Source organism: Spongiibacter taiwanensis, from assembly GCF_023702635.1.
Taxonomy (GTDB): domain Bacteria; phylum Pseudomonadota; class Gammaproteobacteria; order Pseudomonadales; family Spongiibacteraceae; genus Spongiibacter; species Spongiibacter taiwanensis.
On record NZ_CP098455.1, the window covers coordinates 3,182,369 to 3,195,653 of the forward strand.

General features: G+C 57.9%; 11 protein-coding genes. 7 read left to right on the forward strand and 4 right to left on the reverse strand.

Annotated elements, in window-relative coordinates; all coding sequences use genetic code 11:
• Positions 1-293: 293 nt before the first annotated feature.
• Positions 294-1,859: an AMP-binding protein gene (locus NCG89_RS14435; RefSeq protein WP_251087264.1), complete on the forward strand. Its 1,566-nt coding sequence runs from the start codon at positions 294-296 to the stop codon at positions 1,857-1,859.
• A 10-nt stretch (positions 1,860-1,869) separates the two neighbouring features.
• On the opposite strand, the gene NCG89_RS14440 is transcribed toward NCG89_RS14435, so the two are convergent.
• Entirely contained in the window at positions 1,870-2,682 is an 813-nt protein-coding gene (locus NCG89_RS14440) for a queuosine precursor transporter (protein WP_251087265.1), read from the reverse strand.
• A 104-nt stretch (positions 2,683-2,786) separates the two neighbouring features.
• On the opposite strand from NCG89_RS14440, the gene NCG89_RS14445 reads away from it, so the two are divergent.
• Positions 2,787-3,500 carry an SDR family oxidoreductase gene (locus tag NCG89_RS14445; RefSeq protein WP_251087266.1) on the forward strand — a complete coding sequence of 238 codons (714 nt, stop codon included), beginning with the start codon at positions 2,787-2,789 and terminating at the stop codon, positions 3,498-3,500.
• A gap of 47 nt (positions 3,501-3,547) precedes the next feature.
• Here the strand turns inward: NCG89_RS14445 and NCG89_RS14450 are convergent, their stop codons facing one another.
• Both NCG89_RS14450 and NCG89_RS14455 read right to left on the reverse strand, forming a co-directional pair.
• Entirely contained in the window at positions 3,548-4,693 is a 1,146-nt protein-coding gene (locus tag NCG89_RS14450) for an epoxide hydrolase family protein (protein WP_251087267.1), read from the reverse strand.
• 33 nt (positions 4,694-4,726) lie between these two features.
• A complete protein-coding gene (locus NCG89_RS14455) occupies positions 4,727-5,557 on the reverse strand; it encodes an alpha/beta fold hydrolase (RefSeq protein WP_251087268.1) in 831 nt (276 codons plus the stop codon).
• A 310-nt stretch (positions 5,558-5,867) separates the two neighbouring features.
• Between NCG89_RS14455 and NCG89_RS14460 the strand changes: the two genes are divergently transcribed.
• The 5 genes from NCG89_RS14460 (at position 5,868) to NCG89_RS14480 (ending at position 12,568) form a co-directional block, all read left to right on the forward strand.
• A complete protein-coding gene (locus NCG89_RS14460; protein WP_251087269.1) occupies positions 5,868-7,655 on the forward strand; it encodes an FAD-dependent oxidoreductase in 1,788 nt (595 codons plus the stop codon).
• Positions 7,652-9,511 carry a 2-oxoacid:acceptor oxidoreductase subunit alpha gene (locus NCG89_RS14465; protein WP_251087270.1) on the forward strand — a complete coding sequence of 620 codons (1,860 nt, stop codon included), beginning with the start codon at positions 7,652-7,654 and terminating at the stop codon, positions 9,509-9,511. The genes NCG89_RS14460 and NCG89_RS14465 overlap by 4 nt, the downstream gene beginning before the upstream one ends.
• On the forward strand, positions 9,508-10,560 hold the full coding sequence (locus NCG89_RS14470) for a 2-oxoacid:ferredoxin oxidoreductase subunit beta (protein ID WP_251087271.1): 1,053 nt from the start codon (positions 9,508-9,510) through the stop codon (positions 10,558-10,560). Before NCG89_RS14465 ends, NCG89_RS14470 begins: the two co-directional genes overlap by 4 nt.
• Before the next feature lie 114 nt (positions 10,561-10,674).
• Positions 10,675-12,012 (forward strand): MFS transporter, encoded by a 1,338-nt coding sequence (locus tag NCG89_RS14475; RefSeq protein ID WP_251087272.1) that lies wholly within the window; start codon positions 10,675-10,677, stop codon positions 12,010-12,012.
• Positions 12,013-12,226: 214 nt separating this feature from the next.
• Positions 12,227-12,568 carry a hypothetical protein gene (locus NCG89_RS14480; RefSeq protein ID WP_251087273.1) on the forward strand — a complete coding sequence of 114 codons (342 nt, stop codon included), beginning with the start codon at positions 12,227-12,229 and terminating at the stop codon, positions 12,566-12,568.
• A 19-nt stretch (positions 12,569-12,587) separates the two neighbouring features.
• On the opposite strand, the gene mtnC is transcribed toward NCG89_RS14480, so the two are convergent.
• On the reverse strand, positions 12,588-13,283 hold the full coding sequence (mtnC, locus tag NCG89_RS14485) for an acireductone synthase (RefSeq protein ID WP_251087274.1): 696 nt from the start codon (positions 13,281-13,283) through the stop codon (positions 12,588-12,590).
• Positions 13,284-13,285: the final 2 nt, after the last annotated feature.

The window sequence follows — 13,285 nt, forward strand, 5'->3', positions numbered from 1 at the left end:
ATTCGCTTTTCGATCGACGGAAATCGATTGATGCTAGGGCCTGCTAACACTACTTGGATTACGCCTGTTGTGGCTAAAAATTCGCCAATCTAGCAATGAGGAGAGAGGTTTGGTTATTCCAAATGAACGAAAGCTGGCCCCGCGAGCGTAGCGAGTGCTTTGGGTCCGAATGACGACGAGTGGTGGATTTTTAGCCACAACCGGAAGGGCCGGGCCGCGTACCGCTGGGTGGAGGCAAAAATCCCCTCCAGCAGGTGCAATTCAATTAGTGTTAACAGACCCTGAGGTACACGTTGAGCGAAACAACCCATCCACGCCAGGTCGCCGAGGTATCGCCAGACAAACTGGCACTGGTCTTTGCCGATAGTGGCGAGCAGCTGAGTTATCGGGAGCTGGTTGAGCGGGCCGATGCCTGCGCCCAGCTGTTTGCTAGTGCGGGCCTGGTCGAAGGCGACACGGTTGCGATCTGGTTAGAGAACCATATTCGCTTTCCTGAGCTGTGCTGGGCGGCAAAAAATTCTGGTTTGATTTACACCTGCATACCCAGTGGGGCGACGGTGGACGATGCCGCCTACATTATCGAAAATTGCGATGCCAGTTTGCTGGTGACCTCCCGAACACTGGCGGATCGCGCCTGTGAGGTCGCCGCCAGGCTAGTCGACCGCGAAATCCAGCCAGTGCTGCTGATGGTGGATGGCGCGGTGGCGCCCTTTGACGATTACGACACCAGGCTGGCTCGCTGCCCGCCGATGCCGGTCGGTGGGCGTCGCCGTGGGCCCTCCATGTTGTATTCCTCTGGCACCACGGGTCGACCAAAAGGCATTAAGACCCCGCTGCCCGATGCGCCCCCGGAGCAGCCGCCGCCGCGCCTGGCCATGCTGAAATCTCACTACTTACTCGACTGCGACACCGTGTTGGTCAATCCCGGTCCCTTTTATCATGCTGCGCCGGGGCGCTTTATGATCAGTTTGCAGCGCCTGGGCGGCACGGTGGTGGCTTTTAAGAAGTTTGACGCGGAGCGTTGCCTGGCGGCGATCGATCACTACCGGGCCAGTCACGGCCTGTTTGTGCCAACCATGTTCATTCGCATGCTGGCCCTCGAGCCCGCCGTCCGCCAGCAGTATCGCCATGATTCCCTGCGCTGCGTTGCCCATGTTGGCGCGCCCTGTCCGATTCCGGTAAAGGAGCGGATGATCGAGTGGTGGGGGGAGATTATCGGTGAGACCTACGCGGGCACTGAATCGGTGGGACACACTTTCATCACCTCGTCGGAATGGTTGCAACACAAGGGCTCGGTGGGTCGGCCCGATGCCAACTGCGAGCTGCGTATTGTGGATGAGCAGGGCGCCGATTGTCCCGTTGGTGAGCCCGGGCTGGTATACATGCGCAACGGTAAACATTTTGAGTACCACAAAGATACGGATAAAACCCGGGAGGTGTTTCTGGAGGGTGGCTGGGCAACCCTCGGTGACATTGGCTACTTGGATAACGATGGCTATCTCTATCTGACCGACCGGCAGTCAGACATGATCGTCAGCGGTGGGGTAAATGTGTATCCCCGGGAAATCGAGAATGTCCTGCACACCTTCCCGGCGATTGCCGATGTCGCCGTAGTGGGGGTGCCCGATGAGGTTTTTGGCGAGGCGGTAAAAGCGGTGGTAGAAACCCATCAGCCAGTCACCGATCTTCGTGCATTTGAAGCGGAGGTGCTTGGCTATTGTCGACAGCACCTGGCGCCGCAGAAGTGCCCTCGATCGGTAGAGGTGGTGGCACAGTTGCCCCGCAGCGAAGCCGGGAAATTGCTCAAGCGGGTGCTGCGGGATCGCTACTGGCAGGGGCGCCGTTCGCGGATTATCTAGCGGGCGCGGGTCAGTCGTCGGCCAGCGCGTCGTCCTTCATTTTGCTGGCCAGGGGCTCGCCCAGGTAGCGATCAATCACGCCGTGGGCAAGATAGAGTAGCGGTGTCATGGCAATGGCCACCACTAACTTGTATGTGTAATTGACTAGCCCGATAGCGATCACCAGGCTTAAGTCCCAGCCTGCGCCAACATAAAAGGCAATAAACAACACCACAAAGCTGTCGATGAATTGGCTGACTAGGGTGGAGCCGGTGGCCCGGAGCCAGATCATTCGCTCCCCGGTCAATTGTTTCACCCGGTGAAATACAGTGACGTCGACAATCTGCCCGATCAGGAAAGCCACCAGAGAACCGGCGATAATCCACAGGCCTTGACCGAAAATCAGCCGGAAGGCGCTGTTCAGGTTGCCGACCTCTGCGGCCATAGATGCTTGCTCGGCGGCGGGAAGGTCGGCAGAAATATGCGAACGGGGCCAGAAGTCGGCGGGCACCAGCTCTATTGCGGCATACACCATGGCGAAGGCGTAGAGCACCAGGGCCACGGTCAGATAGGACAAAAATTTAACGCCGCGCTTGCCGTAGTACTCATTGATAATGTCGGTCATCACAAAAACCACCGGCCATAGCAGCACGCCGGTGGTTAAGTTAAACGCGAGATGGTCAATGCCAAGGAGCTGAAAATCAGCAGGCGGCAGGCCCAGTGACTGCTCCAGTGAGAAAATCTTGACGCCAATTAGCTCGGCCAGCAGGGCGTTAGCAACGAAAAAGCCGCCCAACAGGACAAATAATCGGAGCGCTTTGTTATCGAGGTTTTGAGCAGTCATCGCGCTAGTGTAACGGGGCCGCCCGGCGCAGGGAATTATCTGTTGCTGCTATGGTGTGGCAATATATTTTTTATTTGATAAGACACGAGGAAAAGAGACCGGTAATGACAAATTCAGCAATCCCCCGTGTATTGATCAGTGGCGCCTCCCAGGGTATCGGGGCGGCCATCGCCGAGGCTTTTGCCAACGCGGATACGCCAGTGCATTTGGCCCTGGTCGCCCGCAATGAGGCTGGTCTGAGGGCGGCAGCTGAGCGCTGCAGCGGGGCGGCCAGCGTGGAGATATTTCCCGCAGATGCCAGTGATCCTGAGCAGGTGGCGGCGCTGAAAGCCAAACTGTCTCCAGTAGATGTGTTAGTCAACAATGCCGGTCGCTGGCTGGGTAAACCGGTTACCGAGATGAGCGTAACTGAGTTTGACGATATTCTGGGGGCCAATCTGCGCAGCACCTTCTTGCTGTCGAACCTGGTGCTGCCGGGCATGCTGGCGGCGGGGCGGGGCGATATCTTCAATATGGTTTCTACTGCGGCTTACGAGGGCTACGCCGGGGTGTCTGCCTACTGCGCGGCCAAGCACGGTGTGTTGGGCTTTAGCCGGGCTTTGCGGGAGGAGGTGAAGGGCAAAAATATTCGGGTGTGCACCGTGTCGCCGGGGCCGACCTACTCACCCTCCTGGGAGGGCACCGGGATTGATGCCAAGCGGCTGATGCCCCCGAAGGACATTGCCAGGGTCTTTTTGCAGATGTACCAGATGGATCGCAATGTGGTGGTGGAGGAGATGATACTCCGGCCCCAGGTGGGGCATATTGCCAGCGAGTAGGGTGTAGCCAGGCCGCGTGGGCAGCCTGGGTGCAGCTTAACCTCGTTCTAACGCAAGCTGGCAAAGCAGCTGCGCAGCTCATTAACAAACAGTTCGGGCTGCTCAAAGGCGGCGAAGTGGCCGCCGCGATCCAGCTCGTTCCAATACATCAAGCCCGGAAATACCGACTCTGCCCAGCGCTTTGAGGCGCGGAAAATCTCATCCGGAAAAATCGAAATGCCCACCGGGATGTCGCTGTTGAATCCGCCGCTTAGGGCCGTGTTGAAACTCTCCCAATACAGCCTGGCCGATGATGCCGCGCTGTTGGTGAACCAGTACAGGCTGATATTGTCGAGAATGTGGTCAATGCTCAAGGCATCCTCGGGGTTGCCCTGATTATCGGTCCAGGCGTAAAACTTCTCGTAAATCCAGGCGGCCTGACCCGCCGGTGAGTCCGCCAGGCCATAGCCCAAGGTCTGGGGGCGGGTGCTCTGTAACTTGGAGTAGCCCGAGTCCCAGTCCATGTAAAACTGCATACTCGCTAACGATCGCTGTTCCCATTCAGTGGCTTCGCTGACCTGTTTTTCGGTGGGGACAGTCAGCGCCATATTCAGGTGGATAGCCTTGCATCCCGGTGGATTCAGTTCGCCCAGCGCCCGCGTCACAATCGACCCCCAGTCGCCGCCCTGGGCAACGTAGCTGTCGTAACCGAGTCGGGTCATCAGCGTGTCCCAGGCCTGTGCGGTGCGCTGCACGCTCCAACCTGTCGCGGTGGGCTTGCCCGAAAAACCGTAACCGGGCAGCGCGGGGATAACCAAATGGAAGGCATCCTCGGCCCTGCCGCCGTGTTCGGTAGGATTGGTCAGGGGCGCGATTACCTCCATGAATTCCAGCACCGATCCAGGCCAGCCGTGGGTCATGATCATCGGCATGGCGTCCTGGTGGGGGGAGCGAATGTGCAGGAAGTAAAACGCCAGACCATCGATCTCAGTGGTGAATTGCGGGTGCCTGTTGAGCATTGTCTCGCAGCGCCGCCAGTCGTGATGGTGCTGCCAGTACTCGCACAGGGCCTGCACCTTGGCCAGCGGGGCGCCCTGGGTCCAGTCAGACACGGTTTCGGATTCCGGCCAGCGTGTCATCGTCAGGCGGTGCTTGAGGTCTTCCAGTGCGACCTCAGGGATGTCGACCTTAAATGGGCGAATGTCGGTGGTCATGGTTATTTTCCTTGTCATTAGTTTGGTCGGTTTTTACGATTCGAGCTCGGATAAAAATTCCAGTACGGCATAGGTGAAAGCGTTATTGGAATCGCCGGCGACCATATGGCCGGCGCCTGGGATTTCCCGAAATCTCGCGTGGGGAATACGCTCGCGCAAGTGGTCCATGCCGGCCTGGTCCACCACGTTGCTATCACTGCCGCGGATAAGCAGCACTGGTACGTTGATCGCTGCGGTGGTCTGTTCAAGACGGTCAATGGAAGAGTGTAAGTCGTCGGAGCCAATAAATTTGGGGTCCCAATGCCAGTAGTAGCGGCCGTCTTCCTGCAGGCGCAGGTTCTTTTGCAAGCCCTGCACATTGCGCCGAGGTCCCCGGTGGGGCAAGTATTGAGCGACGGAATCGGCCGCTTCCTCGAGACTGGCAAAACCCTGGGGATGGGCCTGCATAAACGCCAGAATCTGGCCGACACCCTCGGGATTAACTTGGGGAACGATATCGACCAGGGCGAGTCCCCTCGCCAGGGGCTCAGCGGCGGTGCCTTGTGCGGCCAGTGCCGCCAGGCCGCCCAGGGAGGCGCCGATCAATACTGGCGGTTGTTGGCAATGTTCGCAAAGTATTCTGATGTCGGCGGCAAAGTGGTCCAGGGTGTAGCCCCCGTCGGGGGCCCAGTCACTGTCGCCGTGGCCGCGCAGGTCGGCGCTGATAACGTAGTAGCCTTGGTCGGCAAGTAGGTGCAGTGCGTCACCCCAGGCATGGCGAGTTTGTCCACCACCATGTAGTAGTACCACTGACCGGTCGGCAGGGTTGCCCGCAGTGTCGACCGCCAGGCCGATGCCGCCATGTCCTTTGATCTTTCTGGTCACGCAGATCCTCTCCTGCTGATTGCCCGCCGGGCCATTATTATTTCCTGCAGGCAAGTCTACTCAGGGCGGGCCCGGCTTGCAGCGATTTTCTCGATGCCTGTCAGTTGGATGCCTGTGTCTGTGCCTGCGATATCGTCGTTGCTCAGCGCAGCGCGCGTCGGGGAACAGAGACAAACAGTCCACACTTTTTATGCTGAACTTTGGCGTTTCTTATGGTGTAATCCGGGGCAGTGTTTTGGTGCCCGTCGCTGCGGAACCAGAGGGACGGCACTGAATTCTCCGAGCTAAAAATAAAAATGCGGGAGTTAAATTGAAAGCGACGAATACCCAAGATCCGGAATATTTCCACCGGGTCGTTGACTGCCAATACGCCTGTCCGGCCCATACGCCGGTGCCTGAATACATCCGTTTGATTGCCGCTCAGCGCTACACCGATGCCTACATGATTAACTGGGAATCCAATGTGTTTCCCGGTGTGCTCGGCCGTACCTGCGATCGACCCTGCGAGCCTGCCTGTCGACGGGGCCGGGTAGAAGAAGAGCCGGTAGCGATCTGCCGCCTGAAGCGTGTTGCAGCAGATAATAAAGGCGATATTCTCGAGCGCCTGCCGGTGATCCCCCGGCAAAAAAATGGCAAGCGCGTCGCGTTGATTGGTGCTGGACCGGCCTCGCTGACGGTGGCCCGGGACTTGATGCCACTGGGCTACAGCATTGACCTCTACGATGATCAGCCCGCCGGCGGTGGCTTTATGCGCAGTCAGATTCCCGCCTTCCGCCTGCCCGAATCGGTCCTGAATGACGAGGTTGATCTGATTCTGGATATGGGGGTGCTGACCCACTTCAATACCTACATCGACAGCTTGAAAGGCATTCTGGCTAAAGAATACGACGCCGTGTTTGTCGGCAGCGGAGCTCCCCGGGGACGGGATCTGGATGTGCCAGGGCGCGCTGAGGCCGACGCCAATATTCATATCGGTATTGATTGGCTCTCCAGTGTGGCGTTTGGTCATATCGACAGCATTGGCAAGCGAGTGGTGGTGCTCGGTGGCGGCAATACCGCTATGGACTGTTGCCGAACGGCCCGGCGCCTGGGCGGTGAAGACGTCAAAGTGGTGGTGCGCAGCCCCTTCGCTGAAATGAAAGCCTCGCCCTGGGAAAAGGAGGACGCCCAACACGAGGGCATTCCGATTCTGGATAACCATGTGCCCAAGAAATTTTTGATCGAGAACGGGCGCCTGAGCGCGGTCGTTTTTGAAAAGGTCACCGCGGTATATGATGCCGATGGCAAGCGTTCCCTCGTGCCAACTGACGATGAGCCAGTGGTGATTCCCTGTGACGATGTCCTGGTGGCCATTGGTCAGGAAAATGCCTTCCCCTGGATTGAGCGGGATATAGGCATTGAGTTTGGCAAGTGGGATATGCCCACGGTCGATGAGGTGAGCTTCCAGTCCAGTCATCCCCGGGTGTTTTTCGGTGGCGATGCCGCCTTTGGTCCCAAAAACGTGATTACCGCTGTGGCCCATGGCCATCAGGCGGCTATATCCATAGACCTGTTTTGCCAGGGCAAAAGCGTGGCCAAGCGTCCGCCGCCGGGAGTGACCCTGGTCAGTCAAAAGATGGGCATTCACGAATGGAGCTACGATAGCGATGTGGCTGACGACCAGCGCTATGCCGTCCCCCAGGCGGAATTGAAAGACACCCTGAGCAACCGCAAACTGGAAGTGGAACTGGGCTTTGACGCTCAAACAGCCTTTAACGAAGCCCAGCGCTGTTTGAACTGTGATGTGCAAACGGTGTTCGCCGAAGACCGCTGCATTGAATGCGATGCCTGCGTGGATATTTGTCCCACCGATTGCCTGACCATCACCACCAATGAAGACGAGCCCGCGCTTCGCAGCAAGCTGAAAATGCCCGCCCGCAATACTGACCAGGATCTGTATGTGTCGACCGATCTGCCCACGGGCCGGGCGATGATCAAAGACGAAAACGTCTGCCTGCATTGCGGTCTGTGTGCCGAACGCTGTCCGACCTCTGCCTGGGACATGCAGAAATTTTATTACTCGGTGACCAAGGCCGGGCAGCAGGGGGGCGCGCTGTGAAGAAGATCAAGGCGGTTAACGATTTTGTTATCAAGTTTGCCAATGTCAACGGCACCGGTTCGGCCAGTGCCAACAATATGTTTGCCAAGTCCCTGTTCCGCATGGGGCTGCCGGTCAGCCCCAAAAATATCTTTCCCTCTAACATTCAGGGCTTGCCGACATGGTATGAGGTGAGGGTGAGCGAGAAGGGGTATCTGGGACGGCGGGGCGGCATCGACATGATGGTCTGCGTTAACCCCCAGAGCATGGCGAAGGACATCAACGAGGTCGAGCCCGGCGGTTATTTTTTATATGACTCCAGCAAGCCCCTGGACCTGCGTCTGATGCGCAATGACATCCACTTTATTGGTATCCCGCTAAAAGATATTTGCCAGCGGGAGTATAAGGACCCTCGCCAACAGCAGCTTTTTCGCAACGTGATTTACGTCGGGGCCCTGGCCGCGCTGCTGGATATTGAATTTCAGGTGCTGGCGGACCTGGTGGCCGATCAGTTTCGCGGCAAGGAAAAGCTGATTACCCCGAACGTGCACGCCCTGGAGTTGGGCTTTCACTACGCCCGGGAGCATTTCACCTGTCCGTTGGGCATCCGGGTAGAGCGCCGGGATGCGGTGGGCGACCAGATTCTGCTCGACGGCAACACCGCCGCCGCCTTGGGGGCCATTTACGGTGGTGCCACGGTGGCTGCCTGGTATCCGATAACGCCATCGACTTCGGTGGTGGATGCCTACGAAAAATACTGTAAACGCCTGCGAATCGATCCGGGCAGCGGCCACAAGAATTACGCCATCGTGCAGGCCGAGGACGAGCTGGCCGCCATCGGCATGGTGATCGGCGCTGCCTGGAATGGCGCCCGCTCCTTTACCGCCACTAGCGGTCCCGGCATTTCGCTGATGAGTGAGTTTCTCGGCCTGGCTTACTTTGCTGAAATCCCGACGGTGCTGATTGATGTGCAGCGCGCCGGGCCTTCCACTGGGATGCCAACCCGCACTCAGCAGTCCGATATATTGGCCTGCGCCCATGCCTCCCACGGCGATACCAAACACGTCTTGCTGTTTCCGGCCACACCCAAGGAGTGCTTCGACATGACCGCCGAGGCCTTTGATCTGGCCGAAGTGCTGCAAACACCGGTGATAATGCTGACCGACCTCGACCTGGGCATGAACGACAATATGTCCGAGCCCCTGCGCTGGGACGATAAACGCCACTACCGGCGGGGCAAGGTGTTGACCGAAGAACAACTGGAGTCGATGTCTGAGCGCTTTGGGCGTTATCTGGACGTGGACGGCGACGGTATTCCCTATCGCACCTATCCCGGCACCCATGCCACCAAGGGCAGCTTTTTCACCCGGGGAACCTCACGGGATGAGTACGCGGTTTACACCGAAGACAGCGAGGCCTATGAGCGCAACATGCAGCGTCTGTTGCTGAAGTGGGAAACGGCCAAGCAAGAAGTGCCGGCACCCGAGTTGATTGAAGCCGGGCAGAGCAGTCGCGTTGGGGTGATTCACTTTGGCACCAGCCGGGACGCGACGCTGGAGGCGATTGATATGCTCGCCGATGAAGGGGTGGCGGTGGATAGCTTGCGGATTCGCGCCTTTCCCTTCAGCCAGGTGGTCGATGCCTTTATCGACAGTCACGACATCGTGTTTGTGGTGGAGCAAAACCGGGATGGCCAGTTGCGCTCGCTGATTGTGAATGAGTGCGAAATCGACCCCAAGCGCCTGTTACCCATTCTGCATTACGGCGGCATGCCGGTCACCGCCCGCTTCATTCGCGAAAAAATCGCCGCGGTGGTGAAGGGCGATAACGTCACGCCCCTGCATAAGAAGACTGGCAGCAAGGAGACAAACCGATGACCTACGTCCGTCCCAATTTCCGTCACCCCGAGCTGCCGGTCAATGCGCTGGGCTACACCCGCAAGAACTACGAGGGCGCCCTGTCGACCCTGTGCGCCGGCTGCGGCCACGATTCCATCAGTGCCGCCATTGTGCAGGCCTGTTTTGAAATGTCGATTGAGCCTCACAATGTGGCCAAACTGTCGGGTATCGGTTGTTCTTCAAAAACACCCACCTACTTTCTTGGCAATTCCCACGGCTTTAATTCGGTTCACGGGCGCATGCCCTCGGTGGCCACCGGTGCCAACCTGGCCAATCGGGACATGATCTACGTGGGGGTTTCCGGCGACGGCGACAGCGCCTCCATCGGCATGGGCCAGTTCACCCACGCGGTGCGCCGCAACTTAAATATGATGTATGTGGTGGAGAACAACGGCTGCTATGGCCTCACCAAAGGCCAGGACTCAGCTACCGCCGACCGGGGGTCAACCAGCAAGAAAGGGGAGCCCAATCCCTTTGAACCCATTGACCTGGTCAGCGTTGCCTTGCAGCTCGGCGCGACCTTTGTTGCCCGCAGTTTCTCCGGTGATCGGGAGCAGTTGGTGCCGCTGATCAAAGCCGCAATCAGCCACCGGGGATTTGCCTTTATTGACGTGATATCGCCCTGTGTGACCTTTAACAATAACCCCGGATCAACCAAGGGTTATGCCTATGTGCGTGATCACCTGGCGGCCACCGGCACGGTGGATTACGTGCCCTTCAAGCAGGAAATCACCACCAGCTATGACCCGGGGCAGTCCAAGGAAGTCTCCCTTCATGATGGCTCAGTCGTGCATCTGCACAAGGCGGATCCGCACCTGGATTTGGCGAGCCGCCGCAGTGCGTTGCGTTTGATCAAAGACTATAAAGCCAAGGATCAGATTCTCACCGGTCTGCTGTTTATGGATGAGGATTCCCAGGACCTCCACGACATTGTCGGCACTTGCAAGACGCCCCTTCGGTCGCTGACCGAGACCGAGTTGTGCCCGGGCCAGAATGTGCTCGACAAGCTGAACGACAGTCTGCGTTAAACCTGATTTGGCCGCTATTGAGGCCCTGGACATTGCCGGTTGCTGGCGGGTTGGCTGTGCCAGTGGGGGCAGGGTATTGCATACCGAAACACACTGAATAATGAGAATAACACTATGAGTACTCACCAGAGTTCGTTGCAGATTCTGCAAGAATCCCCTATGAATCGGGCCCAGTGGTTGGTGGTGACCATCTGCATTGGCGTGCTCGCCCTGGACGGCTACGACGTCCTTTCCATCGCCTTTGCCGCGCCGGGTATGACCGCTGAATGGGGGCTGTCAAAAGCGGTGCTCGGCATGATTTTGCCGCTCGAGTTGGTGGGCATGGCGCTGGGGTCGATTTTCATGGGCGCCTTTGCGGACTCGCACGGGCGCCGTCCCACCATGTTGGTGGGGCTGGTGATTCTGACCCTGGGTATGCTGGTCGCTGGATTGGCGCCGAATGTGTATATCCTCGGCGCGTCTCGGGTATTTACCGGGATCGGTATTGGCGGTTTGCTGGCGACGGCGACCGCAACGTCGTCGGATTTTTGCAATGCCAAGAACCGGGCCCTGGCCGTTGTCTTGGTGGCGGGGGGCTTTCCTCTCGGGGTTTATCTTGGTGCCACTTTCCTCGCACCCCTGCTCAAGGAATTTGACTGGCGAATTACCTTTTTACTCGGTGCTGGGTTGAGCCTGGTGTTCCTGCCGCTAGTGTATTGCTTTGTACCGGAAAGCGTGTCGTTTCTGGAGCGCAAACGGCCAGATGGCGTGTTGGAGAAGCTGCAGACAGTGATGCGCCGCCTCGGCCACCCCGAACCCACGGCGCTGTCTCCCTTCGATAATGCCTCTGCCGCGGCGCCCGGGGTAAAAACCCTGTTTAATGGGCCGTTGGCCCTGGTCACGGGCATTCTGATTTTTGCCTATTTTGCCAATGTGGGTACCTATTACTACTTCGTGAAGTGGATGCCCACCATTGTCGCGGATCTCGGTCATTCGGCCTCATTGGCCACCGAGGTGCTTGGCATTATCAGTTTGGGTGGGGTTATCGGGTCGATCGGGATCAGTATTATTTCGGCCTATCTGCCAATTCGGCCGCTGATGGTGGCAAGCCTGGTGCTGGCCTCTCTGGGGGTGGCGTTGTTTCCCGCAGTCACAGACAGCTTGACGAATATGAAAATGCTGGGCTTTGCCACAGGGGCCTTTATCTTTGCCGCCATTTCCGGATTTTTCGGGTTATTTGCGGTCTCCTTTCCCTCGTCTCATCTGGGGTCCGGGTCGGGTCTGGTGCTTGGCTTGGGCCGTGGCGGCGCGGTGCTTGGCCCGATGATTCCCGGCTTTCTCTTTACCGCGGGACTGTCCCTGTCGGTTGTTGCTGCTGTGATGGCAGCGGGTTCCTTTCTGGCGGGCATGGCGGTGATTTTTTTGCTGGTAAGGCGGGAACAAGCCCTGGTTGCCGACTCCCAGTCGGACTAGGTGTAGTGTCTGCAGACCCAAAATGCAATTTTTCTGATTTTTTGCAAAATATAAGAACAAAGCGTGGTGCTGATGGGGGTGACGGGGCGCCGGTGCGGTATGATCAGGGGGCCATAGAAGTGAAGTAAAAAGAAATAAATAACAAGCTGTCCACGACGAAGAAAGGGGCTCGCATGGACCGTGGTAACTAAACTACGACCAGCAGGTGTTTAATATGTTAAATCCAGAGCAGTTTTTTGAACTTATGTCAGCCAACGACAGATTGTTGGCGGGTTTGCTCATCGTTCGGGAAGGAGAACTGCATAACGATGAGCTCCAGGCCGCACTCGCCCTCAGCGATGATGGCATCCGACTCACCCTGGACACCCTGGTGTCGGGCGGGGTATTGAGTGTTGTTGATGCTGGCGAGCCCAAAAAATACGGCTTTGATGAGGAGCTGTCCGTGTGGGCCATCGAGATTCTTCGGGTGCTCGAAATTGAGTACCGGGAGCATTTGCACGAATCGCTGTCGCGCCTGGCGGCCTTTCAGAAAGGCTCCCTGGCCAACGCCGGCTAGCCCTGTTTAAGCGCAGGCCCTAGAGATCGTCCACATCGATCTCGCGAAAGGAGGCCACCTTCCGGTGTTGTTGCCGGGGGTTGGCCAGGGTGCCGTCTTGGGGGCGCACCACATGAATTGTCTGCATCCCGGTGGCTGCGGCGGCATCCAGCTCAGCGACCACGTCTGATAAAAATAATATCTCTTCGGCCGGTAGGCCAAGCGCATTGCAGATGGCCCGGTATGACGCCGGGGCCTGTTTGGGGCCGGTTGTGGTATCGAAATGGCCGCTGAATAGCGGCAGCAAATTGCCCGCCAGGCTAAACTCAAAAAACAGCTTTTGCGCATAGATCGAGCCGGACGAGTATACGTACAGCGCCAAGCCCTGATCATGCCACTGACGCAAGCGTTCTGCTGCATCCGGGTAGATGTGTGCCTGGTAATCGCCTTCCCGGTAGCCCCGCTCCCAGATCAAACCCTGCAGTGATTTAAGGGGCGTGACCTTTTTGTCCTCGGCAATCCATTGCAGTAGCTGGGTAATCAGCGCGTCGTGATTATCTGCGGGCAGGCCGCTGAGCTCGGCGGTATCGGCGAGTGCCTGCGACACCGCCGCCAGTTCGCCATTTGCTCTCACAAAGGTGGGGAGCCGCTCTTTGGCGTAGGGGAACAGCACGTTATGAACGAAATCGATGGCGCTGGTGGTGCCTTCAATATCGGTGACAATGGCCCTGACCACGC